27 protein-coding genes and 1 riboswitch are annotated in these 26,223 nt (G+C 69.4%); of the genes, 17 read left to right on the top strand and 10 right to left on the bottom strand.

Annotation, left to right across the window (positions count from 1 at the left end):
* Positions 1–9 precede the first annotated feature (9 nt).
* The 9 genes from DW307_RS04345 (at position 10) to DW307_RS04305 (ending at position 6,669) form a co-directional block, all read left to right on the top strand.
* Positions 10–468: a hypothetical protein gene (locus tag DW307_RS04345; protein ID WP_136024097.1), complete on the top strand. Its 459-nt coding sequence runs from the start codon at positions 10–12 to the stop codon at positions 466–468.
* Between the two features lies 1 nt (position 469).
* Positions 470–877 carry a phage holin family protein gene (locus DW307_RS04340; RefSeq protein WP_021198266.1) on the top strand — a complete coding sequence of 136 codons (408 nt, stop codon included), beginning with the start codon at positions 470–472 and terminating at the stop codon, positions 875–877.
* Positions 864–1,136: a hypothetical protein gene (locus DW307_RS04335; protein ID WP_021198267.1), complete on the top strand. Its 273-nt coding sequence runs from the start codon at positions 864–866 to the stop codon at positions 1,134–1,136. Before DW307_RS04340 ends, DW307_RS04335 begins: the two co-directional genes overlap by 14 nt.
* 79 nt (positions 1,137–1,215) lie before the next feature.
* Positions 1,216–1,896: a hydrogen peroxide-dependent heme synthase gene (hemQ, locus tag DW307_RS04330; protein ID WP_021198268.1), complete on the top strand. Its 681-nt coding sequence runs from the start codon at positions 1,216–1,218 to the stop codon at positions 1,894–1,896.
* A 4-nt stretch (positions 1,897–1,900) separates the two neighbouring features.
* The gene (hemC, locus tag DW307_RS04325; RefSeq protein WP_021198269.1) at positions 1,901–2,896 is read left to right on the top strand and encodes a hydroxymethylbilane synthase; all 996 of its coding nucleotides are present in this window, start codon (positions 1,901–1,903) and stop codon (positions 2,894–2,896) included.
* The gene (locus DW307_RS04320) at positions 2,893–3,690 is read left to right on the top strand and encodes a uroporphyrinogen-III synthase (protein WP_021198270.1); all 798 of its coding nucleotides are present in this window, start codon (positions 2,893–2,895) and stop codon (positions 3,688–3,690) included. Before hemC ends, DW307_RS04320 begins: the two co-directional genes overlap by 4 nt.
* Complete coding sequence (gene hemB, locus DW307_RS04315; protein WP_136024095.1) at positions 3,687–4,664, top strand: porphobilinogen synthase; 978 nt, start codon at positions 3,687–3,689, stop codon at positions 4,662–4,664. The genes DW307_RS04320 and hemB overlap by 4 nt, the downstream gene beginning before the upstream one ends.
* A gap of 22 nt (positions 4,665–4,686) precedes the next feature.
* Positions 4,687–6,009: a glutamate-1-semialdehyde 2,1-aminomutase gene (hemL, locus tag DW307_RS04310; RefSeq protein WP_136024094.1), complete on the top strand. Its 1,323-nt coding sequence runs from the start codon at positions 4,687–4,689 to the stop codon at positions 6,007–6,009.
* 210 nt (positions 6,010–6,219) lie between these two features.
* The gene (locus DW307_RS04305; protein ID WP_021198274.1) at positions 6,220–6,669 is read left to right on the top strand and encodes a hypothetical protein; all 450 of its coding nucleotides are present in this window, start codon (positions 6,220–6,222) and stop codon (positions 6,667–6,669) included.
* Between the two features lie 102 nt (positions 6,670–6,771).
* Here DW307_RS04305 and DW307_RS18200 read toward each other — a convergent pair whose 3' ends face one another.
* Entirely contained in the window at positions 6,772–8,856 is a 2,085-nt protein-coding gene (locus DW307_RS18200; RefSeq protein WP_205810374.1) for an ATP-binding cassette domain-containing protein, read from the bottom strand.
* A gap of 113 nt (positions 8,857–8,969) precedes the next feature.
* On the opposite strand from DW307_RS18200, the gene DW307_RS04295 reads away from it, so the two are divergent.
* Complete coding sequence (locus DW307_RS04295) at positions 8,970–10,031, top strand: enoyl-CoA hydratase/isomerase family protein (RefSeq protein WP_136024091.1); 1,062 nt, start codon at positions 8,970–8,972, stop codon at positions 10,029–10,031.
* 41 nt (positions 10,032–10,072) lie between these two features.
* Here DW307_RS04295 and DW307_RS04290 read toward each other — a convergent pair whose 3' ends face one another.
* Both DW307_RS04290 and DW307_RS04285 read right to left on the bottom strand, forming a co-directional pair.
* The gene (locus tag DW307_RS04290) at positions 10,073–10,471 is read right to left on the bottom strand and encodes a GntR family transcriptional regulator (RefSeq protein ID WP_051668157.1); all 399 of its coding nucleotides are present in this window, start codon (positions 10,469–10,471) and stop codon (positions 10,073–10,075) included.
* Positions 10,465–11,529: a hypothetical protein gene (locus DW307_RS04285; RefSeq protein ID WP_029267854.1), complete on the bottom strand. Its 1,065-nt coding sequence runs from the start codon at positions 11,527–11,529 to the stop codon at positions 10,465–10,467. Before DW307_RS04285 ends, DW307_RS04290 begins: the two co-directional genes overlap by 7 nt.
* A gap of 267 nt (positions 11,530–11,796) precedes the next feature.
* Here DW307_RS04285 and DW307_RS04280 point away from each other — a divergent pair, with 267 nt between their 5' ends.
* Positions 11,797–13,524: an ABC transporter ATP-binding protein gene (locus DW307_RS04280; protein WP_029258535.1), complete on the top strand. Its 1,728-nt coding sequence runs from the start codon at positions 11,797–11,799 to the stop codon at positions 13,522–13,524.
* Positions 13,521–15,785 (top strand): ABC transporter ATP-binding protein, encoded by a 2,265-nt coding sequence (locus tag DW307_RS04275; RefSeq protein ID WP_136024089.1) that lies wholly within the window; start codon positions 13,521–13,523, stop codon positions 15,783–15,785. The genes DW307_RS04280 and DW307_RS04275 overlap by 4 nt, the downstream gene beginning before the upstream one ends.
* A gap of 117 nt (positions 15,786–15,902) precedes the next feature.
* Here the strand turns inward: DW307_RS04275 and DW307_RS04270 are convergent, their stop codons facing one another.
* Positions 15,903–17,534 (bottom strand): D-alanyl-D-alanine carboxypeptidase family protein, encoded by a 1,632-nt coding sequence (locus tag DW307_RS04270; protein ID WP_021198279.1) that lies wholly within the window; start codon positions 17,532–17,534, stop codon positions 15,903–15,905.
* Positions 17,535–17,616: 82 nt separating this feature from the next.
* A riboswitch (TPP riboswitch) is annotated at positions 17,617–17,726 on the top strand.
* On the opposite strand from DW307_RS04270, the gene DW307_RS04265 reads away from it, so the two are divergent.
* The 3 genes from DW307_RS04265 to DW307_RS04255 all read left to right on the top strand — a co-directional run bounded on the left by DW307_RS04265 (position 17,719) and on the right by DW307_RS04255 (position 20,617).
* Complete coding sequence (locus DW307_RS04265) at positions 17,719–18,375, top strand: ECF transporter S component (RefSeq protein ID WP_205810363.1); 657 nt, start codon at positions 17,719–17,721, stop codon at positions 18,373–18,375. Its footprint overlaps the riboswitch before it by 8 nt.
* A complete protein-coding gene (locus DW307_RS04260; protein WP_446723826.1) occupies positions 18,372–19,841 on the top strand; it encodes an ABC transporter ATP-binding protein in 1,470 nt (489 codons plus the stop codon). Before DW307_RS04265 ends, DW307_RS04260 begins: the two co-directional genes overlap by 4 nt.
* Positions 19,838–20,617 (top strand): energy-coupling factor transporter transmembrane component T family protein, encoded by a 780-nt coding sequence (locus DW307_RS04255; protein WP_136024085.1) that lies wholly within the window; start codon positions 19,838–19,840, stop codon positions 20,615–20,617. Before DW307_RS04260 ends, DW307_RS04255 begins: the two co-directional genes overlap by 4 nt.
* 6 nt (positions 20,618–20,623) lie before the next feature.
* On the opposite strand, the gene DW307_RS04250 is transcribed toward DW307_RS04255, so the two are convergent.
* The 6 genes from DW307_RS04250 to DW307_RS04225 form a co-directional block, all read right to left on the bottom strand.
* Complete coding sequence (locus DW307_RS04250; RefSeq protein ID WP_136024083.1) at positions 20,624–20,974, bottom strand: CHY zinc finger protein; 351 nt, start codon at positions 20,972–20,974, stop codon at positions 20,624–20,626.
* On the bottom strand, positions 20,971–21,696 hold the full coding sequence (locus tag DW307_RS04245) for an aminoglycoside 3'-phosphotransferase (RefSeq protein ID WP_136024081.1): 726 nt from the start codon (positions 21,694–21,696) through the stop codon (positions 20,971–20,973). The genes DW307_RS04250 and DW307_RS04245 overlap by 4 nt, the downstream gene beginning before the upstream one ends.
* 46 nt (positions 21,697–21,742) lie before the next feature.
* The gene (locus tag DW307_RS04240) at positions 21,743–22,681 is read right to left on the bottom strand and encodes a cytochrome c oxidase assembly protein (protein WP_240750484.1); all 939 of its coding nucleotides are present in this window, start codon (positions 22,679–22,681) and stop codon (positions 21,743–21,745) included.
* Positions 22,678–23,214, bottom strand: a complete 537-nt coding sequence (locus DW307_RS04235) for a signal peptidase II (RefSeq protein ID WP_036331674.1) — start codon at positions 23,212–23,214, stop codon at positions 22,678–22,680. Before DW307_RS04235 ends, DW307_RS04240 begins: the two co-directional genes overlap by 4 nt.
* Entirely contained in the window at positions 23,204–23,671 is a 468-nt protein-coding gene (locus DW307_RS04230) for a hypothetical protein (protein WP_136024080.1), read from the bottom strand. The genes DW307_RS04235 and DW307_RS04230 overlap by 11 nt, the downstream gene beginning before the upstream one ends.
* A gap of 218 nt (positions 23,672–23,889) precedes the next feature.
* Positions 23,890–24,339 (bottom strand): hypothetical protein, encoded by a 450-nt coding sequence (locus DW307_RS04225; RefSeq protein ID WP_136024078.1) that lies wholly within the window; start codon positions 24,337–24,339, stop codon positions 23,890–23,892.
* A 169-nt stretch (positions 24,340–24,508) separates the two neighbouring features.
* On the opposite strand from DW307_RS04225, the gene DW307_RS04220 reads away from it, so the two are divergent.
* Positions 24,509–25,267, top strand: a complete 759-nt coding sequence (locus tag DW307_RS04220) for an SDR family NAD(P)-dependent oxidoreductase (protein ID WP_021198289.1) — start codon at positions 24,509–24,511, stop codon at positions 25,265–25,267.
* A gap of 46 nt (positions 25,268–25,313) precedes the next feature.
* On the top strand, positions 25,314–26,144 hold the full coding sequence (locus DW307_RS04215; RefSeq protein WP_021198290.1) for an SDR family oxidoreductase: 831 nt from the start codon (positions 25,314–25,316) through the stop codon (positions 26,142–26,144).
* Positions 26,145–26,223: the final 79 nt, after the last annotated feature.

Genomic DNA, 26,223 nt, shown 5'->3' with positions numbered 1-26,223 from the left:
GGAGACCCCATGAAGGGGAAGATCGGACTCGTCGTCGGGCTCGGCGTGGGCTACGTCCTCGGCACCCGTGCCGGACGTGAGCGCTACGAGCAGATCAAGACGCAGTGGCTCAAGGTGTGGAACCTCGATCCCGTGCAGGAGCAGGTCACCAAGGTCAAGGGCTTCGTCGGCGACAAGGCCGCGGCCGTCCCCGGCGCTCTCTGGAGCGGGGTCGTGAAGGTCGCGAAGTCGGTCAGCGGCAACGGCACGCCCGGTCAGCGGCTCGACTCCGCCATCGCCACCGGACGCGAGGCGGCCGAAGACCTCGCCGAGGCGACGGAAGAGGCGGTCGAAGCCGCGAAGGCCACCGCGTCGTCGAATGCCTCGTCGAGCAAGACGTCGACCAAGACCGCAGCCAAGCCCGCCGCGAAGAAGCCCGCGGCCAAGAAGCCGGCTGCGAAGTCCGCCCCCAAGAAGTCCGGCGCCTGACATGCCCCGCGGATACCGCGATCGCGCCGACGACAGCCTGCTGACTCTCCTCGGAGACCTGCCGGAACTCGTCACGAATCTGGTCAAGGCCGAGATCGACGCCGCGAAGGCGTGGATCTCGCGCACCTCGAAGGACGCCGGCATCGGTTCCGTGTGGTTCCTCGTCGCGCTGTTCTTCCTGTTCTGGGCCGTGCCGGTGATCCTCGTGTTCGCGATCGCCGGGCTGTCCTCCTGGTGGCCCGTGTGGCTCTCCGCGATCGCGGTGTTCGGCATCCTGATCCTCGCCGTGCTGCTGTTCGCGCTGCTCGGGATCCTCAAGTTCCGCAAGGTGCTCGCGCGCCAGAACCCGGCGCAGGCCGTCGCCGAGGACATCCGACTCGTGAAGGAGGCCGGCGATGACGAATTCTGAGTCGCTGCCGCGCACCGCCGTTCCCGGCGGGATCGTCGACCCCGTCGCCTCGGCCCGCGCCGAGCTGAAGGCCGCCCTCGCGGCGATCGAGGTCAAGGGGAACATCCCACGCCGGGTCGAGAAGGCATCGACGCGTGCGGCGGCGAAGGCCCGCGTGTTCGCGGACCGCAACCCGATCGGGGCGATCGCCGCCGCGGTCGGCATCGCCGCGGCGGTGGGGGGCGCGGTCTGGGCGATCGCGCGCTTCCTCTCGCGCTGAGGTGCAGCATTCCAGGATGCCGTGAGCAGCCCTCGCGGGTGATTAGCGGCTCCTGCGCAAACGAGGCAGACTGGGGAGCATGATGTCCGAAGAGCGCGATGAGAACCCGTCCGGCTTCACCCTCTGGGCTGTCTGGCGACGAAACCCCGACGTCCCCGTGACGGAGACCGACTCGACCGAGCTCGAGACGATCGTCTCCTACATCGAGGACTCCGGCGTCACCGTCCGCGGCTTCTACGACGTCTCCGGCCTCAAGGCCGATGCCGACCTCATGGTGTGGCTGCACGGTGACACTGCCGAGGAGCTGCAGAAGGCGCTCCGCCGCCTTCGTCGCACCGAACTCCTGCGTGCGCTGCTCCCGGTGTGGAACGTGATGGGCGTGCACCGCGACGCCGAGTTCAACCGCTCGCACGTTCCGGGCTTCCTCCGCGGGGTCGACCCCAAGGAATGGCTGTGCCTGTACCCGTTCGTGCGCACGCCCGAGTGGTACCTCGCGCCGGAGGAGGAGCGTCGCAAGATGCTCGCCGACCACGGCCGCAAGGGTGCCGCCTTCAAGGGTGTGCTCGCGAACACCGTCGCGTCGTTCGCGCTCGGCGACTACGAGTGGCTGCTTCCGCTCGAGGCCGATGAGCTCACCGACCTCGTCGACATGATGCGCGACCTCCGCTACACCGACGCCCGCATGTATGTGAAGGAGGAGGTGCCCTTCTACACGGGGCGCAGGCTCCGGTTCGACGAGATCGCGGACGTCCTCCAGTAAGCCCATGAGCACCCCCATCCGTCTGGGTACCCGTCGCAGTGCGCTCGCGCAGGCGCAGTCGGGCCATGTCGCCACGGCCCTCGAGAAGCTCTCGGGGCGTCGGGTCGAACTCGTCCCGATCACCAGCGAGGGCGACACGAATCGTGCATCCCTCTCCGAGATCGGCGGCCAGGGCATCTTCGCCACGCGCCTTCGCGAGGCGCTGTTCGCGGGGGAGTGCGATTTCCTCGTGCACTCGCTGAAGGACCTGCCGACGGCGATCCCCGATGGCCTCGTGATCGCCGCGACGCCGAAGCGTGAGGATCCGCGCGATGTGGTCCTCACCCGCGACGGCACCGCACTGCACGAACTGCGCTCCGGCAGCACGGTCGGCACCGGTTCGCCGCGGCGTATCGCGCAGGTGCGTCGTCGGGCGCCGGGCGCCGAGGTGGTCGACATCCGCGGCAACGTCGACTCCCGTCTCGCCCGGGTCGCCTCCGGGGAGCTGGATGCGGTGATCCTCGCGGCGGCGGGCCTCTCGAGACTCGGAGCGAAGTCTCCGCTGCGACGGGAAGAGCTCGGTCTCGCCGAATGGCCGACCGCGCCCGGGCAGGGATCGCTCGCCGTCGAGACCCGTGCCGATGCACCGGAAGAGCTGCTCGCGGCCCTCGCCGGTCTCGACGACGCCGACACCCGTCTGGCCATCACCGTCGAGCGCGCGATCCTGCAGGGACTGGATGCCGGATGCCAGGCGCCGATGGCCGCGCACGCCGTGGTGGACGGCTCCTCGATCCGGGTCAGGACGGTCGTCTACGCCGCTGACGGAGGGCGCCGGATCGGCCTCGACGTCACCGAAGACCTGAACGGGGAGTATATTCGTCGGAACGGCAGTGGCAATGGAGCGGATGCTGCCGATGGTGCAGACCCGATGCACGCAGCGCGCGAGCTCGGGTTCACTGTTGCCCGTCGGCTGCTCGATCAAGGGGCGGCCGGCCTCGTATCCCGAGAGCAATCCTCATGACCACTTCCGAAATCAAGCAGGACCGACCGCTGGACGGCTGGCGAATCCTCGTGCCCCGTGGCGGACCGTGGGGCGACAGCGTCGCCGCGAGTCTGCGCGCGCTGGGCGCCGTGCCCGTCGTCGCGCCGCTCATCAACTTCGCGCCGACGACCGATCAGGCGACGCTCGACTCCGCGCTCGCGCAACTGGCCGCGGGGGAGTTCGACTGGCTGACCGTCACCAGCGCCACCACCGTCGACGTGCTCTTCGCGCACCGAGCCGTCGTGCCGCGTGCGACCAAGATCGCCGCCGTCGGTGAGACGACCGCCGCGGCTCTGCAGGCGGTCGGCTACGAGGTGACGCTGGTTCCCGAGCAGGACAACTCCGCCGAGGGGATGGCGCAGCAGCTCATCGCCCTCGAGAAGGAGCCGCGCCGTATCCTCGCCCTGCGCAGCGAGATCGCGAAGCCGGTGCTGAGCCGGTTGCTCTCCGAGGCTGGTCACGACGTGCACGGCGTCGTCGCCTATCGCACGGTGGGAGTGCCGGTGACGGAGCGCATCCGCCGCGACGTCGAGAACGGACGGATCAACGCGATCCTGATCACCAGTGGGTCGGTCGCCGAGCAGGTGCGCGAGCAGTTCCCGGAGATCCCGGACGAGACGCTGCTCGCCGCGATCGGACCGCGGACCGCGAAGGACGCGCAGCGTGCGGGCCTGCCCGTGTCGGTCGTCGCCGACCGCCAGACCGTCGACGCGCTCATCGATGCGGTCTCGCACTTCACTCTTCCGCACGCGGCCGACGAGTTCGCGCCGTGAGCTTTCCCGACGTTCGACTGAGGCGTCTGCGGCAGTCGCCGGCAGTGCGAGATCTCGTGCGTGAGACCTCGCTGCAGCCTCGACAGCTCGTGCTTCCGCTCTTCGTGCGCGAAGGCATCTCCGAGCCCGTGCAGATCGGCTCGATGCCCGGCGTCGCTCAGCACTCCCTGGATTCACTGCGCGCGGCGGCGGTCCAGGCGGCGGAGACCGGTGTCGGCGGAGTGATGCTGTTCGGCGTGCCCGCCGTCCGCGACGCCGTCGGGTCGGGAGCCGACGATCCGCACGGCATCCTGAACGTCGCGACCGAGGCGCTGGCCGCCGAGGTCGGCGACGCGCTCGTCGTGCAGACCGACCTGTGCCTGGACGAGTTCACCGATCACGGCCACTGCGGCGTTCTGGCCGCCGATGGCTCCGTCGACAACGACGCGACTCTCGAGCGGTACACCTCGATGGCGCTCGCACAGGCGCGCGCAGGTTCTCAGCTGCTGGGGCTCTCCGGGATGATGGACGGCCAGGTCGCGGTGATCCGCCGGGCGCTCGACGCCGAGGGGTTCACCGACACCCTCCTGCTCGCGTATGCCGCGAAGTACGCCAGCGCCTTCTACGGACCCTTCCGCGAGGCTGTCGACTCTCAGCTCACCGGCGATCGTCGCACGTACCAGCTCGACCCGGGCAACCGGCGCGAGGGTGTGCGCGAGGCCGTCGTCGATGAGGCCGAGGGGGCCGACATCGTCATGGTGAAGCCGGCGATGGCCTTCCTCGACGTGCTGCGCGAGGTGCGCGACACCGTGAGTATTCCAGTGTGGGCATATCAGGTCTCCGGCGAGTACGCCATGATCGAGGCCGCCGGTGCGAACGGGTGGATCGACCGTCGCGCGGCCATCCTCGAGTCCCTTCTCTCCATCCGCCGCGCCGGTGCGGATGCGGTGCTCACCTACTGGGCCACCGAAGCGGCCGGCTGGCTGCGCGACTGACTTCTGCGAGGAGCTCTCCTTCATGACCGACCGCAACGACGACCTGTTCTCCGCTGCCCGCGCGGTGATTCCCGGTGGGGTCAACTCTCCGGTGCGCGCCTACGGATCGGTCGGCGGCACGCCGCGGTTCCTCGCCTCGGCGAAGGGCGCGAGGGTCACCGATGCCGCCGGTCGCGAGTACGTCGATCTCGTCGCCTCGTGGGGTCCTGCGCTTCTCGGGCATGCGCACCCGGAGATCGTCGCCGCGGTGCAGGAAGCCGCGTCCCGTGGGCTCTCGTTCGGCGCTCCGACCGAGGGCGAGGTCGAACTCGCCGCGCTGATCGCCGACCGTGTGCGGTTCGGCGAGACCCGACCCATCGAGCGCGTGCGCCTGGTCTCCACGGGCACCGAGGCGACCATGACGGCCATCCGCCTCGCGCGCGGTGCCACCGGTCGCGACCTGCTCGTGAAGTTCGCCGGTCACTACCACGGCCACTCCGACGGCCTTCTCGCGGAAGCCGGTTCCGGCGTCGCGACGCTCGCGCTGCCGGGCTCCGCCGGGGTGCCGGCGCCGATCGCCGCCCAGACCCTCGTGATCGGCTACAACGACCCGGAGGCTCTGGCCGCCGTGTTCGCCGAGCACGGTCAGCGCATCGCCGCCGTCATCGTCGAGGCCTCGGCCGCGAACATGGGCGTCGTCGCTCCGCTGCCCGGATTCAACCGTCTGATCGCCGAGACCGCGCATGCTCATGGCGCACTGATGATCCTCGACGAGGTGCTCACCGGATTCCGGGTGCACCCGGCCGGATTCTGGGGGCTGCAGGCCGCCGCGGGCGAGGAATACCTGCCCGACATCTTCACGTTCGGCAAGGTCGTCGGCGGGGGCATGCCGCTGGCCGCGCTCGGTGGACGTGCCGAGGTCATGGACCTGCTGGCCCCGCTCGGGCCGGTCTACCAGGCGGGCACACTGTCCGGAAACCCGCTCTCGGTCGCTGCGGGTCTCGCGACGCTGCGGCTCGCGACCCCCGAGGTCTATGCGACCGTCGACGCCGCATCCGCTCGGGTGTCCACCGCGCTCGACGCCGCGCTCACGTCGGCCGGTGTCACGCACGCGGTGGCCACCGCCGGCAACCTGTTCAACGCTTCTTTCCGGGCCTCGGCGCCGCGCAACTATGCCGAAGCGCAGGCGCAGGAGTCGTTCCGCTACGCGCCGTTCTTCCACTCGCTGCGCGAGCAGGGCGTCGCTCTTCCGCCGAGCGTGTTTGAAGCCTGGTTCCTCACCGCCGCACACGGCGAGGAGGAACTGCAGCAGATCGAGGCCGCACTTCCCGTCGCTGCGACCGCTGCGGCTGCGGCGCGGCCGTAACGCGGGCACACGCGCACACGGGATTCACTCTTCGACGCCGACGCCAGCGGTGCTTCTCGGCGCCCGGATGCCGCGATGAATCGAGTATGGTACATATATTCGAATCTCGGGAGGAATGCGTGATGACTGGTGCTGATCGACAAGGGATCGTTGCGTTCCTGTGAGCAACTTCCAGACAACTGGCAGGGCCGCGCTGGCAGACTGGGGGACATGGTGACGTTGCTGCTGGACCAGACGCAACTGGAGGTCGTGCTCTCGCCGATCGAACGTGCCGCCACCTTCCACCGCGACAACCTCCGTATCGCGCGCGACACCATCACCAAGGTGCAGCTGACGGAAGACGCCTGGACCTGGCTCCGCGGAGTCCCGAACCCGGGGACGCACATTCCCGGTGTTCTCGCCGCAGGCAGCTGGAAGGCCGCGGGCAGCCTCGACTTCGTGCTGATCCGCCGGCGTCGCCCGAGCGTCGTGATCGATCTCGAAGGCGACCCGCAGTACCGCCGACTGATCCTCACCACCAGCCACGGGCTCGCGCTCACTCAGGCACTCCGGCTCGATGTGTCGACCGAACCGGCGAACGTCGAGGAGATCGTGGCCACGGCACCGGTCCCGGTCTCGAAGGGACGACGACGCCCCGTCATCCGCCCCCGGCCCGCCTGACGCCGACGTCGGGAGGCGGTGCCTCGCGATGCACGGCCTCCCTTCAACGCAGAACGCCCTCCAGACCCGCAGGTCCGGAGGGCGTTCTCGTCGGCGAGGCGCTCAGCCGTGGTGGTGATCCCCGTGTTGGTTCTCACCGTCGTGGTTCTCGCCGTCGTGGTTCTCACCGTCGTGGTTCTCGCCGTCGTGGTTCTCGCCGTCGTGGTTCTCACCGGTGTTCTCGTCAGAGTCATCGGGAGTCGTCTCGTCGCCTCCCGCGGAACCCTCGGCCAGGGGCACGGTGTCGATGACGCCCGTGGAGGCGACGCTCCAGTGTGCGTTCTCCGCGGGGGCCTCCGGCGTATCGACGTCCGCAACCTCGAAGTCCGCAGCCTCGCTGTCCGCAACCTCGCCGTCCGCAACCTCGCCGTCCGCAGCCTCGCTGTCCGACGCCTCGCCCTGGGCGGGCTCGTCCTCTGCGCCCAGGGGGTAGTCCTTGGGCTCGTCCTCGTAGTACGCGCGGGCGGCGGCCGCGAGCATGGAACTCACCGCTGCAGAGCGCGGGTCCTCCTCGTCATCGTCGGAAGAGCGGGTGTCCTCGGTGTCGGCGGATGAGGGGCCATCGCTGTGGGAGGACAGCGCGTCCGATTCCGTGGCGACCGATGCGTCGTCGAGATCCGCGAAGATCTCGACCCCGCTGTGGTCCTCGTCACCGGAGGTCAGGTCGGACGGCGTCGTGTCTGCGGTGTCCGCCGGCACGGCGGCGCCGAACAGGATCTCATCGAAGGATCGAGCCGGAGCCTGTTCGTCGGTGGACTGTTCGCCGAGGGCCGGGGAGTCGCCCACCTCGAACGGACTCGGGGCGACGCCGCCGGACTCATCGACCGGCGCTCCTTCGTCCGGTGCTTCGTCGACAGAAGCCTCTTCATCCGGAGCCTCTTCGGCGGGAGTCTCCTCCTCGGGCGTCGACTCACCGGTCGCGATCGCATCGGTGGAATCCACGTCGGCAGAGGACTCGTCCGCAGCGCTCTCCGCGCTCTCTGCCACGGAGGCCTCGGATGCGTCGGACACATCGGATGCGTCAGCGCCGACGGAGGCTCCCAGATTCGAGGCCACGGCCTCGCCTGCGGGAGCAGACGCAGCCTCGGCCGCCCAGGCGGCTGCTGCGGCCACCGGGATGGCGACCACGGAGTCGGCGGGTGCCGGAGATGCTTCTTTGGGAGCGGCCTCTGCGGGAGTCGACTCCTCGGGCGCAATCTCCGGGGTGTTCGGCGCGACGAGCGGGGTCGCCGTTGCGGGAGCGCTCGGCGCGAACCGGCCACCCCGCATCAGGTCGATGAAGACGTCTTCGAGAGTCGGCCCGCGCTGCACCAGGGTGCTCAGGGCGATGCCTGCGTCGGCCGCGACGGCTCCTACGGTCTCGGCGTCTCCGCCGCGCACGGTCAGACCCGAGCGCAGCACTTCGATGTCGAACCCGGCCGCAGCGAGCGCGGACGTCAGCCCGGCGCGATCCGCGGCGTCCACGATCACGGAGCCGCCCTTGGGGTCGGCGAGCGTCTCGATTCCGCTGGCCAGCACGAGCGTGCCCTTCGAGAGCACGAGCACGTTGTCGGCGACCTGTTCGACCTCGCTGAGGACGTGCGACGACACGAGGACCGTGCGTCCCTCGTCGGCGAGGCGACGCATCAGGAGTCGCATCCAGCGGATCCCCTCGGGGTCGAGTCCGTTGGCCGGCTCGTCGAAGACGAGGGCCCCGGGGTCGCCGAGGAGCGCGTTCGCGACGCTGAGCCGCTGACGCATGCCGAGCGAGAAGCCGCCGATGCGCGAGTCGCCCTCGCCCTCGAGGCCGACCAGGGAGAGCACTTCGCCGACGCGTGCCAGCGGGATGCCGTTCGCCTTGGCGGCGATGGTCAGCTGGCGCTCGGCGGTGCGACGGGGACGGTAGACGGTCTCTTCGAGTACCGCGCCGATCGTGCGCAGCGGCTGGCGGAGCTCGGCATACGTCGTGCCGCCGATCGTCGCCGTGCCGGATGTGGCGCGCACCTGGCCGAGCAGGATGCGCAACGTGGTGGTCTTGCCGGCTCCGTTCGGGCCGAGGAAGGCGGTGACGGCTCCGGGCTCGACGCGCGCGGAGAAGTCCGAGACGGCGGTCACCTCATTGAAGCGCTTCGTCACGTGCGTGAACTCGAGCACCTGTCCTTCAGGCATCCGTGACCTCTCGTCGCATTTGAACAGTTCCTCCCTATCCTGCCGGAAAACCCTGTCGGATCCCGCATTTCGCGCGGAATGACGCCCTTGCCGAAAGGGGTAGCCTGGCCAGCGTGACCGATTCTCACGCTGCATCCCGCGTCCTCGTCCGCACCGAAGGGGCGCTCGGGCGGCTCACGCTCAACCGCCCCGAGGCCATCAACGCCCTCGACGTCGGCATGATCAAGAGCCTCACCGCAGCGCTGAACGCCTGGCGCGACGACACCGACGTGCAGATCGTGCTGCTCGACGGAGCGGGGGATCGCGGCATGTGCGCCGGCGGCGACGTGCGGGCTCTGCACGGGCAGATCGTGGCGGGGCAGGCTGATCAGACCGCGGAGTTCTTCCGTGCCGAGTACGCGCTGAACGCGATGATCGCCGAATACCCCAAGCCGGTCGTGTCCTTCGCCGACGGCATCACGATGGGGGGAGGCATCGGCCTGGCCGGGCACGCGGCGATCCGCATCGTCACGGAGCGCTCGAAGCTCGCGATGCCGGAGACGCGCATCGGATTCACGCCCGACGTCGGCGGCACCTGGCTTCTCGGCCGTGCCCCCGGGCGCTTCGGCGAGTACTTCGGCCTCACCGGAGCGACGATGAGCGGCGCGGATGCCGTGTACCTCGGCTTCGCCGATCACTTCGTGCCGTCGGACCGCCTCGACGCCTTGAGCGAGGCTCTCGCCTTCCGCGCCGATCCGACGGGGCCCAGCGAGATCGTCCTGCTGTTCGACGAGACGCCGGAGCCCTCGCGGCTTCCGGCGTGGCGGGAGTGGATCGATGACGCCTTCTCCGCTCCGACCGTGATCGAGATCATCGATCGCCTGCAGGCCCAGGGCACGACGGAGGCCGCCGCGATCGCGGACCTTCTCGAGGGCCTCGCGCCGACCGGCCTCGCTGTCACGCTCGATGCGGTGCGCGAGGCGCGTGAACTTTCGGGGCTTCGTGCCGCACTCGAGGGCGAGTACCGCCGCGTGCTGTGGTTCGTGAACGAGCACCCCGACCTCGTCGAGGGCATCCGCGCGCAGATCGTCGACAAGGACCGGGATCCGAAGTGGGACCCGCCCACGCTGGCCGAGCTCGCCCCGGACGCCGGCGCCCCTGCACGCGCGTACGTCCCGCAGCCCGCCCTGTTCTGAGAAGGGGTTCGTCCGCGTCGGGCTTTCTCTGAGCGTCGCGCCTAGTCGGACTCGAGGTCGACGTCGGGGCTCGAGCGCGTCTTCCAGATCGCACGGAGCACGTCGATGACGTCGTCGGGATCCGCGTCGGTCGCGTCGGCTTCGTCGACCAGCTCGCGGATGCGCCGGAGCACCGATGCGGGGAGGATTCCCGCCGTCTCGGCGACCCGCGTGCCCGCGGCCGTGCGCGAGACCACCAGCCCCTCGCCTTCGAGCATCTTGTACGCGCGCGCGGCGGTTCCGGGGGCGACACCCAGGTCGCTGGCCGTCTGTCGGACCGTCGGCAGTCGCTCGCCCGCGCCGAGCTGGCCCGACACGATGAGGCCGCGGAGCTGCCGGTAGATGTCGAGTGCCGGATTCGTCTCGTCGGCCGGTGACAGTCGGGGCGTCGGGCTCACCATGCGGTCTCCCGTTCGGCCGATTTCTCGACGCCGGCAACAGATTCCAGGTCATACCTCGGCGGGCACAGCTGCGTGGTCGTGAGGAGCAGCAGCACGAACGCGGCGATCTCGAGCGCCGGCGCCATCCAGCCGCCGACGGCCGCGACTTCGCCGTATCGCCAGAAGGTCTCGTAGGAGTCGCTGCGCCCGTCGCCCTGGATGGTGAGTCCGTTGATCGAACCGGAGTCGGCGATGAACCGCCATGCGCCCGCCAGAGCGAGAAGCGCAGCCGATGTGGTGATCCGGGTGATCCCCGCCGCGATGTCGCGTCGTTCGCGCTGCTCGGCGACGATCGTCTCCGGCCGCAGGAACGGGCGGGCCGCATTGGAGTGCAGCGCGGCGATCACCACGCCGACGAGCGCGATGGTGCAGATCAGGACCGGAACGCCGTATGCCCAGCCATAGAACCAGGGACGAATCGGGTCGATCGTCTCGTTGGGCACGTCGATCTCGAGGAAAACGTACGGGCCGCCGTCGATGTTCGAGGAGGCGAGTCCGGCGAGCAGTGTCGTGACCGTGAGAGCGAGCAGCGCTGCGGCGGCGCCCACCGAACCGATGCGCGGACTGAAGCTCAGCCAGGTGCGGCGGGCGGAGAGGACGGGGCGCTCCGGCGGCGTGCTGCCTCTCGTCGCGATCAGGGCCAGCAGGACGGCCACACCGATGCCGGCCGTGAGCACCGGTGTCGCGTAGCGCCACCACGAGACGACGCCGTTGAGGTCGAGGGCGTACCCGGTGATCAGGTTCTCGGCGACGAAGATCACGATCACCGCGATCGCGGCGACTCCGAGGGTGCGGTGCTCCGGCGAGTAACGGGCGAAGACCACGCCGGATGCCGCCGGGGCGAGGCGCGCCCGGCTCTCGGTCCGTGCGCGCCATCGGGGTGTGACGGTGATGCCGACCGCGATGATCGCCGCGAGGATCAGAGACACCCAGGGCATCGAGAAGACAGCGCCGAGCACCTGCCCGGGGTCCAGCAGGAGCTGCCCGGATCGGATCGGGGATGCGATGGTCGCGTGCATGGGGAGTCCGTCCTCTTTGTGCCATATGTCTATCACAAGTTGTATCAGTGAGTAAACACAAAAGGTGAAGAAAGGAACGCTTCGCCGTTGTTCGCCCGTGTGCAGAAACCGCTGATCGGGAGGGGAAGCGGTTCGCTGTGAGCGAAGGTCCCCCATGAGGGGGATACGAATGTCCGCGGATCGTGGCACTCTGTCTTGTGGCCGATTGTCGGTCGGCATCCGTCTGCCGAGAAATCCGCCGCTCCATCCTTCCTAGAAAGTCCGCCTGTGCTGGGAAAAATCCTCCTCCGCTATCTCTCCCGATACCGATGGTTGCTGCTCGCGGTGCTGGTCTTCCAGCTCGCCAGCGTCGCAGCGACCCTCTACCTCCCGCGACTGAACGCCGACATCATCGACAAGGGCGTCGCCCGCGGTGACACCGGCTACATCTGGAGCACCGGTCTGTTCATGCTCGCGGTCTCGCTGGGGCAGATCATCGCCTCGGTCACCGCGACGTACTTCGCCGCGCGCGCAGCGATGGGCGCCGGCCGCGACATCCGCGCCGACGTCTTCGGCAAGGTCAGCGGCTTCTCCGAGCGTGAGGTCTCGCAGTTCGGCGCCGGCTCGCTCATCACCCGCAACACGAACGATGTGCAGCAGGTGCAGATGCTGGCGATGATGGGCGCGACCATGCTCGTCACGGCGCCGCTCCTCGCGATCGGCGGCATCATCTTCGCCGTGCAGACGAACGTCGGCCTCAGCTGGCTCATCGCCGTGTCTGTGCCGCTGCTGCTGATCCTGGCCGCCCTCGTGATCGGGCGCATGGTCCCGTTGTTCCGCAGCTACCAGGGCAAGCTCGACAACGTCAACCGCATCATGCGCGAACAGCTCACCGGCGTTCGCGTCGTGCGGGCATTCGTGCGCGAGCGCATCGAGGAGGACCGCTTCCGCGGCGCCAACACCGACATCATGGTCGTCGGCCGCAAGGTGGGCTCGCTCTTCGTGCTGCTGTTCCCGCTGTTCATGCTCATCCTGAACGTCACGGTCGTCTCGGTCATCTGGTTCGGCGGCATCGAGGTCAACAACGGCACGGTGCAGGTGGGCACACTGTTCGCCTTCATGCAGTACATCGGCCAGATCATGGGCGGCGTCATCATGGCGAGCTTCATGGCGATGATGATCCCGCGCGCCGCGGTGTCTGCCGAGCGCATCGGCGAGGTTCTCGACTCCGAGTCCACGCTGGTCCGCCCCGAGAACGGCGTCACCGAGTTCCCGGTCCCCGGATCCGTGGCGCTCGACGACGTCGAGTTCACCTACCCCGGCGCCGATTCCCCCGTGCTCACCGGCATCAGCTTCGCCGCGCAGCCGGGTGAGACCGTCGCGATCGTCGGATCCACCGGCTCGGGCAAGACGACCCTCGTGTCGCTCATCCCGCGCCTGTTCGACGTCTCGGGCGGTTCCGTGCACGTCGGCGGCACCGATGTGCGCGAGGCCGACGTCGAGTCGCTGTGGGACAGCATCGGCCTGGTGCCGCAGCGTCCGTTCCTCTTCACCGGCACCGTCGCGTCGAACCTGCGCTACGGCCGGGAAGAGGCCACCGACGAAGAGCTGTGGCACGCGCTCGACATCGCACAGGGTCGCGACTTCGTCGAGGAGATGCCCGATGGTCTCGACTCCCGCATCGCCCAGGGCGGCACGAACGTCTCGGGTGGTCAGCGTCAGCGACTCGCGATCGCCCGCGCGATCGTGCACCAGCCGCAGATCCTGGTCTTCGACGACTCGTTCTCGGCCCTCGACCTCACGACGGACGCGCGATTGCGGCAGGCGTTGTGGCGGGAGCTCCCGCACGTGACGAAGATCGTGGTCGCCCAGCGCATCTCCACCATCACGGACGCGGACCGCATCGTCGTCCTCGACGGCGGAACCATGGTCGGCGTCGGCACGCACGAGGAACTGCTCGAGACGAGCGACACCTACCGAGAGATCGTCGAGTCGCAGCTGGGGGTGGACGCATGAGCGCGCAGGACAACAACGAGAAGCGCACGGCCAGACGCGGCCGCGGCAAGGCGGCAGCGCCCGTCGCCGAGGTCGAGCTGAGCGCCGAGGAGAAGTACGAGGCCGAGCTCGCCGAGCAGGCACGTCAGAACTCCGGCGACTGGGACAGCGTCGCGCCGGGCAAGGCCGACAACTTCGGTCCGAGTTTCGCGCGCATGATCGGGCTGCTCAAGCCGTCGGCCATCTGGTTCGTCTTCGTGTCGATCCTGGGTGCGATCGGCGTGGTCCTGACGGTCGCGGCGCCCAAGGTGCTCGCCGAGGCCACCAACCTCGTCTACAAGGGCTTCATCTCCATCCAGCTCGGACAGCCGACCGACGGGTTCCCCGGCTTCCCGGCCGGGACCTCGCAGGACGTCGTCGTCGAGGCGCTGCGGGCCGGTGGGCAGGACGACTTCGCGAACCAGGTCGGCGCGCTGGGCGACTTCACGGTCGGCCAGGGCATCGACTTCGACGCACTGCGTCTCGTCATCGCCGCGGTGCTCGGCATCTACGTGGCCGCGGCCTTCCTCACCTGGATCCAGGGCTACGTCATCAACGTGATCATGGTCCGCACCATGTGGCGGCTGCGCGAGTCGGTCGAGGCGAAGATCAACCGCCTGCCCCTGGCGTACTTCGACAAGGTGCAGCGCGGCGAACTGATCTCACGCGTCACGAACGACATCGACAACATCACGCAGACGATGCAGCAGTCGCTCTCGGGAGCACTCACTTCGGTGCTCACCGTGATCGGCGTGCTCGTGATGATGTTCTCGATCTCGTGGCAGCTCGCGCTCGTCGCCCTCATCACGCTGCCGCTCATGGGCGTCATCTTCGGCATCATCGGACCGCGCTCGCAGAAGGCCTTCGGCACCCAGTGGCGCAAGGTCGGTCGCCTGAACGCCCGCGTCGAGGAGGCGTTCTCCGGCCACGCGCTCGTGAAGGTCTTCGGCCGGGAGAAGGATGCGCTGGACAAGTTCCAGGTCGAGAACGAAGAGCTGTTCCAGGCGAGCTTCAAGGCACAGTTCCTCTCCGGCATCATCATGCCGGCGATGATGTTCGTCGGAAACCTCAGCTACGTGGGCATCGCGGTGCTCGGCGGTCTGATGGTCGCGAACGGTCAGCTCCGTCTCGGCGACGTGCAGGCGTTCATCCAGTACTCGCAGCAGTTCACGCAGCCCCTGTCCGAACTGGGTGGCATGGCCGCGGTCGTGCAGTCCGGCACGGCCTCCGCCGAGCGGGTCTTCGAACTGCTCGACGCCGAGGAGCAGGAGGCGGACGACGCCGATGCCCCCGAGCTGGTGGAGGGCAAGGGCGTCATCGAGTTCGAGAACGTCGCGTTCTCGTACACACCCGAGCGTCCGCTCATCCGCGACCTGTCATTCCGGGTGGAGCCGGGGCAGACCGTCGCCATCGTCGGTCCGACCGGTGCGGGAAAGACGACCTTGGTCAACCTGATCATGCGCTTCTACGAGCTCAGCGGCGGGCGCATCATGCTCGACGGCCAGGACATCGCCGAGGTGACCCGCGACGAACTGCGGTCGCGCACCGGCATGGTGCTCCAGGACCCGTGGCTGTTCGCCGGCAGCATCCGCGAGAACATCCGCTACGGTCGCTCCACCGCGACCGACGACGAGGTTCTCGCCGCCGCCAAGGCGACCTATGTCGATCGCTTCGTGCACGCCCTCCCCGAGGGCTACGACACGGTGCTCGACGAGGATGCCGCGAACGTGTCGGCAGGCGAGCGTCAGCTCATCACCATCGCGCGGGCATTCGTCGCGCAGCCGTCGATCCTCATCCTCGATGAGGCCACGTCGGCCGTCGACACCCGCACCGAACTGCTGCTGCAGCACGCGATGGCCGCGCTTCGTGAAGGACGCACGTCGTTCGTGATCGCGCACCGACTGTCGACCATCCGCGACGCCGACCTCATCCTGGTGATGGAGCACGGTGACATCGTGGAGAAGGGTACGCACGACGAGCTCATCGCCGCGCAGGGCGCCTACTGGCGTCTGTACCAGTCGCAGTTCGAGCAGGCGGCGACCGACATCGACGCCGAAGACGCCCTCACCGGCACGACGCCCGTCGTCGTCTCGGGCGATGCGAGCGATGCCGAAGGTACAGGAGAGGAGGCTGCGGCCGCCGTTGCCGGAGCCTCGATCGGTGCTCAGCTGCCCACTGCCGAGACGGCGGCAGCCCAGGCCCTGCTGGAAGACGGGGCCGACGGTTCGAGCCACCGTTCCTGAGCGTTCCCGCCCTCCGGCATCCCCACGACGACGCCCCACTCCGCTCACGCGGGGTGGGGCGTCGTCGTACGCGGATCGCGTCGTCGCGGGCGCCGGCACGGCGCGCGTGACGAGGTGTCAGGAGCGGTCGGCCCTGATTCCGAGCAGCTCGAGCGGGTGGGTCAGACGCCACCACGGGCTCGGCCCCTCCACATCCTCGGCCAGCACCAGAGGCGTGGTGACGGTGTTGAGCGGACCGGTCGTCGTCAGCGTGCCCACGGCGTCGTCCTGTTCACGGTCTTCGCCGAGATCGAAGGCCGTCGCCGCGGTGGCGGTCGCCCCGTTCCACAGCACCACATCGGCATCGGTCTCGGTGATGACGTCGACCTCCTCCCCCCAGGGGGTCGTGACCTGACCGACCACGGTGTCCTTCGCGACGGCGGGCGGCTGCGCCTCCAGCGCCGCTTCCGCCTCCGCGAACAGGGAGCGGGTGAGAGCGAGTCGCTCATCGTTGCCGGCCTGGTTCAGCGCCGCGGCGAAGAGGTGCACGGTCGTGTCGCCGATGACGACGTCCTTCGCGGTGAGCAGGTTCCAGCCGACGAGTGTGCCGGTCTTGACGCCGACGACACCGGGATCGTCGAGCATCCCGTTCGTGTTGACGACGGTGCCGGCGCCCGGGAGGTCCACCGATTTGGTGCCGACGATCTCGGCGAACACCGGGTTCTGCATGGCACGCTCGCCGAGGGCGACCAGCGCCTCGGGGGTGGCCACATTGCGCTCGTCGAAGCCGGACGGCGTCACCACGGTGATGCCGGTGAGGCCTCGTTCGCGCAGCCACACCTCGGCGGCCCGGGCGAATTCGCGATCGGACCCCCAGATCTCGCTCGCGAGCCGGTCGATGTAGTTGTTCGCCGATCCCATCAGCGTGCCCTGCAGGAGTTGATATTCGGTCAGCACCCCGCCGATCGGCACATCGAGTGCGGACTGGTCGCTGCGCCGGTAGTCCCAGTACTTCACGCTGTCGGCCCGGGTGAACGAGAACTCGGGCCCCTGTTCGCCCACCGCCAGCGGCATACGGTCGAGCACCATCAGGCTGCTCACGACCTTGGTGATGCTCGCGATGCTCACCGCATCGGGGATCGAGGCCGCAGTGGTCATGCCGGAGATGCCGACGGCGCCCGCGCCCTCGGTGGGCCAGGTGACGGTGGCTGCGGCAGCGGGCGTCGTCGCGAACTCGACGGACTGCACTGTCGGAGGTACCTCGTGCAGCGGCCAGAGCAGCGTCGTGCCGGCATACGCGGCGACGAGGCCCACGAGCGTGGCCAGCGGAACGAGGATGCCGGGACGGGCGATGGCCGGGCGCAGGCGTGCCCCGCGGAGCAGGCCGTTCGTCCGCTCGGCTTCCGACGTCTCGTCGAGAGTCGCGGTGGCGGTGTGGTCGGCCACCGTCGCGGGGTCCACCCAGGTCAGAGCGGTGGCGGTGGTGGTCTCGTCCGCCCACTGGGGGGTGGTCGCGTCGAGCGCGGCGAGGGGATCGTCGGCGTCTCCCGCGGCAGTCTCACGCGGAACGAATGGCGGTTTCGTCAGAGCGGGCGTGGCCGGCTCCGGGGCGACCACCGATTCCGGTGCAAGCGCGCGCGTCGACGTCTGCTCGGCCGTGAGCACCGAACCGCCCGACGCGGCATCGACGGAGCCGGAGGGGGCGGTGGTCGCGGGGCCGTCGTCACGGACGACGCCCGTCGCCTCGTCGGCGGGATCTGTTGCGGTCACTCGTTCACGGTACCCAATCCCGGGCGGGTTCCGCGGCGCACAGCCCTGTCGCCACGCGGGTGTCGCCAGCGGGTAGGATCTTCAGCACAACCACGGGAGTCCGGCGAGCCGGGCTGAGAGGGAGCGAATCGCGCTTCGACCGTCGAACCTGATCTGGGTCATGCCAGCGCAGGGAGGAGTTCAGATGAGTACGCCTACGTCCACATCCGCACAGCAGGCATCCGCCGATGCGAACGGGCTGCACCGCCCATCGATCTGGCGCTGGCGCGTCGTCGACATCGTCGTCGCCGCTGTCCTCGGCGTCGCGATCGGTCTCGTGTTCTGGGGATGGAACACCATCGGATACGCGTGGTTCGGCGCGGCCGACGCCGTGACACCGGGCCTCGGTGGCATCGCCGTCGGCATCTGGCTGCTCGGCGGTGTCGTCGGCGGTCTCGTGATCCGCAAGCCGGGGGCCGCGCTCGTGGTCGAACTGGTCGCCGCGATCGTGTCGATGCTGATCGGCAACGTGTGGGGTGTCTCGACCGTGTTGTCGGGCATCGTGCAGGGCCTCGGCGCAGAGATCATCTTCGCCCTGTTCTTCTACCGTCGTTTCGGGATCGCAGTCACCGCGCTCGCCGGCGTCGGAGCCGCCGTGGCCGCCTGGGTGTTCGAGCTGTTCTACGGCAGCTCGCCGAACATCCTGAAGTCGGTCGAGTTCAACACGATCTATCTGATCAGCGTGGTCGTCTCCGGGGCGATCTTGGCCGGCGTGGTCGGTTGGCTGCTCGTGCGTGCCCTCGCCGTCACCGGCGCCCTCAACCGCTTCGCCGTCGGGCGAGAGCACGTGCGCGAGGTCTGAGCGTGACCCTCGCCTCCCCGGCCCGCGTGCAGGCTGCGGGCTGGGGCTGGCGGTACGCCGGTCGAAAGCGTCCCGCCGTCGCGGACGTCTCCTTCACGATCGAACCGGGGGAGCGGGTGCTCCTGCTCGGCGCCTCGGGTGCAGGGAAGTCGACGCTGCTCGCCGGTCTCGCCGGGGTCCTCGGCGATGACGACGAGGGGGAACGGACGGGTTCGTTGCGCATCGACGGTGCGGCCCCCGAGTCACGGCACGGTCAGGTCGGACTCGTCCTGCAGGACCCGGACGCCGGCATCGTGCTGTCGAAGGTCGGCGACGACGTCGCGTTCGGCTGCGAGAACCTGGGCGTCGCGGCATCCGAGATCCCGGGTCGCGTCGCCGAGGCGCTCGACGCCGTCGGCCTCGATGTTCCGCGGCGACGCCCCACGAAGGCGCTCTCCGGCGGGCAGAAGCAGCGGCTGGTGCTGGCCGGTGTGCTCGCGATGCGACCGGGTCTGCTGCTGCTCGACGAGCCCACCGCGAACCTCGACCCGGACGGGGTGCGGGAGGTGCGGGCGAGTGTCGAGCGCGCCGTCGAGGCGACCGGCGCGACGCTCGTGGTCGTCGAGCACCGCACCCCGATCTGGGTCGATCTGATGACGCGCGTGATCGTGCTGGCGGCCGACGGAGGACTCCTCGCCGACGGTGCGCCTGAGCAGGTGTTCGCGGCCCACGGCGACGTGCTCGCCGATGCGGGGGTGTGGGTGCCCGACCGCGGCATCGACCTTCCGATGCTCGAACAGGTTCCTGCCTCCGATGCCCTCACGACCTCCGCGCTCTCGATCGCGAGAGAGGCGGGCGTCGTCGTGCAGTCGGGGCTCGACCTGCGCGTGCCGCGTGCGAACGCGACCGTGATCACCGGGCCGAACGGCGCGGGCAAGTCGACGCTCGCACTCACCCTCGCCGGCCTCATCCCGGAGCAGGCCGGCGAAGTGCGTTCGGCACGCGAGCTGGAGGGGCGCAAGGGACCCCGCCCGATCCGCTGGTCCTCGCGTGAGCTGCTCACCCGCATCGGCATGGTCTTCCAGGAGCCGGAGCATCAGTTCCTCACGCAGACGCTGCGCGACGAGCTCGCCGTCGGCCCGCGAGCCCTCGGGTGGGACCGCGCGAAGACGGACGGCGTCGTCGAGGAACTGCTCGAGCGCCTCGGACTCGCGTCTCTCGCGCTCGCCAACCCGTTCACGCTCTCCGGCGGGCAGAAGCGTCGACTGTCCGTCGCGACCGTGCTCGCGGGAGCACCCGAGGTGATCGTGCTCGACGAGCCGACCTTCGGGCAGGACCGGCGTGGATGGATCTCGCTCGTCGCGCTCCTGCAGGAGGAGATCGCGCGTGGTCGGTCGATCGTCGCGGTCACGCACGACGACGCCGTGATCCGACACCTGGGCGGGCATCGCATCGAACTGGGACGCGAAGGGGAGGCGACATCGTGACGGCGGTCGAGACCGTACGGACGGTATGGCTCGACGGTGTGAACCCGGTGACGAAGCTGGTGCTCGCCGTGCTGCTGTCGGTGCCGCTGTTCGCGTCGATCGACGTCACGAGCGCGCTGGCCGCGATCGTCCTGCAGCTGCTCTGCCTGCCCTTGACCGGACTGCGGCTGTCGACGGTGCTGAAGCGCCTGCTGCCGATCGCGATCTTCGCACCGATCGCCGGCGTGAGCATGCTGCTCTACGCCGAACCCGCAGGGCGGATCTACTGGACCTTCGGATTCGCCACGATCAGCGAGGATTCCATCACGCTCGCGATCGCGGTGAGCCTGCGCGTGATCGCGCTCGGACTGCCGACGATCCTGCTCTTCGGCGGCACCGACCCCACAGAGCTCGCCGATGCGCTGGCCCAGGTCGCGAAGCTCCCGAGTCGCTTCGTGCTCGGCATCCTCGCCGGCACCCGGATGCTGGGCCTGTTCCTCGACGACTGGCGCACCATGAGCCTGGCCCGTCGTGCACGGGGCGTGGGGGATCGGGGTGTGCTGCGACGATTCTTCTCGATGGCCTTCGTGCTGCTCGTGTTCGCGGTGCGGCGCGGGTCCACGCTGGCACTCGCGATGGAGGCGCGCGGCTTCGGCTCCGGCATCCCCCGCACCTGGTCGCGACCGTCCCGGTTGCACCCGCGCGATGCGGTGGCGCTGATCGGCGGCATCGCGATCATGGCCCTCGCCCTTGCCGCCGCCGTCCTCGTCGGGACCTTCCGGTTCGTGTGGAGCTAGGGTCGGCTAGCTCCAACTCGGCTGGAAGTAGTGCTCCCGGTGCAGAGCACAGCGCTCGTTGAACGGGGCGGTGCAGCGAGGGCAGCCCGTCACCGCGAAGTACTCGGTGATCGTGAGCTCGTGTCCGCATGCGCCGCAGAGGATCGCCGCGGTGTCGTGCTGCTCGGGCGCCCACTGCTGCGCCGGATGCCCCGCGGACTCCTCGTGACAGCGATGGCACGGGTAGTGATCGCCGCAGCAGGCGAAGCGGATCGCGATGATGTCTGTCGGGCCCCGGTAGTGCACGCACCGGGTCATGTCGTCGACGACCGGGCCGAACACCGGCGGTCGACCGGCGGGCGGGGGCGCCACGCTCATGTCTCGTTCCAGAGCCGCCGGTAGTAGTCGAGGCGCTCGCGGTCGGGCTCGACCCCGTAGGCCTCGATGAGCGTGTCCTCCCAGCCGGATCCGAAGTTCCACATCGTGCTCATCGACGCCACGGCGATGTCGGCCCAGCGGTCGGCGACTCCGAGAGCTGCGAGATCGACGAACGCGGCGGGACGGCCGGCGGCGTCGAGAAGCGTGTTCGGCATGCAGGCATCGCCGTGGCACACCACCAGTCGGTCGATCGGCGGCGTCTGGAGCAGCTCGTCGGGCACGATCGTTCCGCGGTCGGCGGCGTTGGCGATCCGCCACTGCGTGCTCCACTCCCAGGGGCATTCGGCCACGGGCAGGGCGTCGTGCAGCGCCCGCAGGCCCGCGCCGACCGCACGCACCGCGGTCTCGGGCTGGTCGGCCCAGCGCGGGTCGACGGCACTGCTCGCGTCGAGCGCGACGGTGACGAGCCACTCGTGTGTCTCGTCCTGCCCCTGTTCGAGCACCTCGGGCACCGCGATCCAAGTGCGCGCCCACCGCATGCGCTCGGCTTCGTCGCGCATGTTCGCCTCATCGTCGAGGGGCCCCCACTTGATGTACCGGCCGTCGTCGGTGCGGAAGGTCAGCCCGCCGATCCCGTTGAGCCAGACCGGCACGAGCGCCGCACCGCGGGCGAGCTCGCGCACCCGCGTCGGCACGTCGAGGGAGGCGGAGGGGATGCTCATCCGTCCATCCTGCCCGACGGCGACGGGTGACAGCGACGGGTGCGGTTCATCGGCTCTCGTCGCGCAGGCCTTCGAGGTAGGCGTTGTAGGCGTCGAGCTCGGTCGTGCCGTGCGCATCGGCGTAGCGGTCATCGGCGGCGGCGCGGGCCGTGTCGTCACGGAACCACCGATGCATCACGTACACGAGCATCAGCAGCGTCGGCGCCTCGCCGTAGGACCAGGCCAGACCGCCCGCCAGACGCTGGTCCTCGAGCGGATCCATCCCGAGGGCGAGGGTCGGGGCGACGAAGTGGTCGACGAGCATCGTCGTCGCCATCATCAGGAAGACCCCGAAGAACGCGTGCAGGGCGGCCTCGGCGAAGACGTCGAGTGCCCGCCCGCCGTGCCCGAGACGCACGGGGAGGGGATCGGAGCTCAGCACCGGGATCGCGAACAGGATGCCCACGATGAGGAACCCGACCTCCAGGGCGATGTGACCGCCGGGAGCAGCGAGGACGCGATCGGCGAGACCGGCCAGATACAGACCGTAGAACGCGATCAGGTACACCGGCACGGCGATCCACGGGCTCAGGATCCATCGGGCGACGCGGCTGCGGAGTCCGCCGTGCGCGGCACGCAGCGCGGCGGCACCCAGCCCGTGGTGGGGCGTGGCACGCAGGAGCAGGGTGCCCGGTGATCCGAGCACCAGCAGGGGCGGGATCGCGATCATCAGCGTGAGCTGCTGGAACATGAACACCGACATCAGCGCGTAGCCGTATGCCTCGACCCCGAGACCGGTGACGGCCGCGAGCGCGAGGCAGCCCAGGAGGAACACGACCGTGCGCCAGACGGGCCACCGGCGGTGCTGCCGCCAGAGGCGGATCGCGCCGACGAGGTACGCCATGGCCAGCACGGCGGCGACCAGGGGCAGGAGGGGGAACGGGCCCGGTGCGGGCAGCACGAGGTCGGCGAAGGTCGGCGGCGCGTCCGGCATCCAGTTGTTCATCCGTTCGCGCCCTCTCGTTCGTCGTCCGGCCGGTCGCCGAGCGCCGCGTTCCGTGTCTGCGCACGGTGACGGACCCCGGCCCCGATGACGAGGACGACGCCTCCGATCGCGAGCGCGACGTCGGCGAGGTTCCCGATGAACCAGTTCCCGTACGCGAGGAAGTCGGTGACATGGCCGATGCCGAACCCGGGGGGAGCGAGCAGACGGTCCAGCACGTTCCCGATGGCACCCCCGAGGATGAAACCCAACCCCCAGGCCCGCCACGTCGTGCGTGCGCGGACCGCGGCGACGAACAGGGCGGCGACGGCGCCCACGCCGACCACGGTCAGCACCCAGGTCGCCCCGGAGCCCAGCGACAGCACCGCCCCGGGGTTGTAGGCGAGCTGCAGGCCGAGCGCATCACCCAGAACGGGTATCCGTTCCGTCTGGCTGAGCCCGGCGATCGCGGCCGCTTTGGTGCTCTGGTCGATCAGGACGACGAGGCCGGCTATCACGAAGGCGACGGCGTACTTCGGGACGCTCTCACGCTTCATCGGACGGTCCCGTCTCCGCTGCTCGATCGCGTCTCCGCCGCGCGCGCCCCGCCAAGACCACCCCGGTCGCTCCGAGGGCGAGGAGGAAGCCGATCCCGACGAGGAAGACGGTCCCCAGGAATCCGAGGTCGTCGCGCTGCACCCTCCGCTCGCCGTTCTGCTGCTCGTGCGTCGTGCTGCTGGTCGGTGTCGGTGTGGGTGTGGGTATCGGTGTGGGGGTGGGTGTGGGTGTGGGGGTCTGAGTCGTCGCGGGCGTATCCGCCTCTGAGCGGCCGACCATGCTGTGGGGCACGTGTGCGGCCGCCGACTCCCCGCCGACGAGCAGGATCAGGACGCTGAGCACCGCTCCCATGACGGTCGTGCCCATCGCGCGCCGCATCGTCCAGCCGATCGGGTTCGTCTGCGGACTCGGTCGTTGGGGAGCGCGCCGATCGGCGTCGTCCACGGGGCTTTTCATGGGTCTCCTTCGAGGGGTGAGAGCAGATTGTTCGAGAGGGCGGAGCCTCGGATGGTGCCGCGCACGCAACGCACGGCTTCAGGAGTCGGGGTCGCACGGAGTCGACGCGAGATGTCGACGCGAGACGTCGACACAGGAGGTCGACAGGGACATCGAGGGGATGCCGCGGGGGAGGCCGGTTGCGAGCGATGGATGCGGTCGCGCGGGTGGCCGGCGGATCAGGTTCGGGAGAGGCCGAGCTGGAGGAGGGAGAGCGTCGTCGCGCGTGGGCGCGGAGGAGATGCAGACGATCGACGCAGAGCCTCGGATCCGGCTCGGAGTCGCGTGACCAGTGCCCGGCGGTGCGCTGCGCGTGTTCGCAGGAGCATCACGGCGAGCCCGCACAGCACGCCCAGAGCGCAGAGCGCAGCTCCGACGAGAGCGCTCGTCCCGCTGTCGGGTGCGGCGGTGAGGACCTGCTCCTGGGCGGCTGCGGCCGCATGGTCGAACGCGTCGACGACTGCGGCGGTGAGGGAGGGGGCAGCGCCGTTCTCGTCCTGCGCCCCGTGGGTGGTCACGGCGAAGGCGAAGAGCAGCAGGAGCGCCAGGCTCGCCGTGGTAATGAGCCGCATTATCACCGGCGGGGCGACGGTGCCCGCGGATCGGAGGATCCCGGGCGAGCGGCGCATTCTCCGGATCCTACCCGCATCGGTTATCGGGTTCCTTCGCGCGCGAGGCGGTGTCGTAGGCTCGCTCTCGACGCCGTACCTCGGCTCGTGGTGAAACCAAGAACCACGTAGGCTGGGACTGCGTTCCATCAATGCATGTCGCACGACGACGTTCGAAGGAGAACATCAGATGCAGATCAGCGGACAGGGTGCACTCGTCACCGGCGGAGCCTCGGGTCTCGGACTCGCCACGGCGCGCCGGCTCGTCGCCGCGGGAGCGCACGTCACGATCATCGACCTCGCTTCGTCGAAGGGTGCCGAGATCGCGGACGAACTCGGTGGGCTGTTCGTCGCGGCCGACGTCACGAACGCGGATGAGGTGCAGGCGGCCGTCGCAGCCGCGCAGTCCGCCGCTCCGCTGCGGGTGGTCGTGAACTGCGCCGGCATCGCGCCGCCCGCCAAGGTGCTCGACCGCGAAGGCAACCCGGCTGTGCTCGCCGACTTCGAGCGCGTGATCCGCATCAACCTCGTCGGCACGTTCAACGTCATCTCGCAGGCATCCGCCGTGATCGCGAAGAACGAGCTGCACGACGAGGAGCGCGGCGTCATCGTGAACACCGCGAGCGTCGCCGCGTTCGACGGTCAGATCGGCCAACCCGCCTACTCCGCATCCAAGGGCGGCGTGCACGCCATGACCCTCCCGGTGGCGCGCGAGCTCGCCCGCTACGGCATCAGGGTGTGCACGATCGCTCCGGGCATCATGGAGACCCCGATGCTGATGGGTCTTCCGCAGGCGGCCCAGGACTCGCTCGGCCAGCAGGTGCCTTTCCCTTCGCGCCTCGGACGCCCCGACGAGTACGCCGCTCTCGTGCAGCAGATCGTCGAGAACGGCTACCTCAACGGCGAGACCATCCGTCTCGACGGCGCCATCCGCATGGCGCCGCGCTGACCCGCGGCACCCCTCAGAATCCGCGATCGAGAACACAGGAGAACCCATGTCCCTTGCAGGCAAGACCATCTTGATGTCGGGCGGCAGCCGCGGCATCGGCCTCGCGATCGCGCTGAGGGCGGCTGCCGACGGAGCGAACATCGCGATGCTCGCGAAGACCGACACCCCGCATCCGAAGCTCGAAGGCACGATCCACACCGCGGCCGAGCAGATCCGCGCGGCCGGCGGCCAGGCTCTGCCGATCGTCGGCGACGTGCGCGACGACGACGACATCACCGAAGCGGTCATGAAGACGCAGGGCGAGTTCGGCGGCATCGACATCGTGATCAACAACGCCAGCGTCATCGACCTCTCGCGCTCGCTCGACCTGAACGCCAAGAAGTACGACCTGATGCAGGACGTCAACGTACGCGGCACGTTCATGCTCTCGCGCGCCGCCGTGCCGATCCTGAAGGATGCCGAGAACCCGCACATCCTCTCACTGTCGCCGCCCCTCAACCCGACCCCGAAGTGGTTGGGCGCGCACACCGGATACACGCTCGCGAAGTTCGGCATGACCATGGCGACCCTCGGCCTCGCCGCCGAGTTCGCACGCGACGGGATCGCCGCCAACACCCTGTGGCCGCGCACCACGATCGCGACGGCGGCCGTGCAGAACCTCCTCGGTGGTGACAAGGTCATGGCTGCGAGTCGCACGCCCGACATCTATGCGGACGCCGCGTATGCCGTGCTGCTCAAGCCCGCGGCGTCGTACACCGGTCAGACGCTCATCGTCGAGGACGTGCTCGAAGCCGACGGTGTGACCGACTTCTCCGGCTATGCCGCGATCCCCGGCACTCCCGACAGCGCGCTCTTCCCCGACATCTTCCTCGACTGAGGTTCCCGCGGCCCCGGAGACAGAGGCCGGAACGGGCGGCCGAAACAGAGACCGTCCGTCCGTAGCGCCGCGTGTCGGG

Origin of the sequence: Microbacterium sp. K27, from assembly GCF_004794435.1 — a bacterium.
GTDB classification, from domain to species: domain Bacteria; phylum Actinomycetota; class Actinomycetes; order Actinomycetales; family Microbacteriaceae; genus Microbacterium; species Microbacterium maritypicum_A.
The sequence above is the reverse complement of the archived record's forward strand: the minus strand, read 5'-3'. Positions and strand labels throughout refer to the sequence as shown.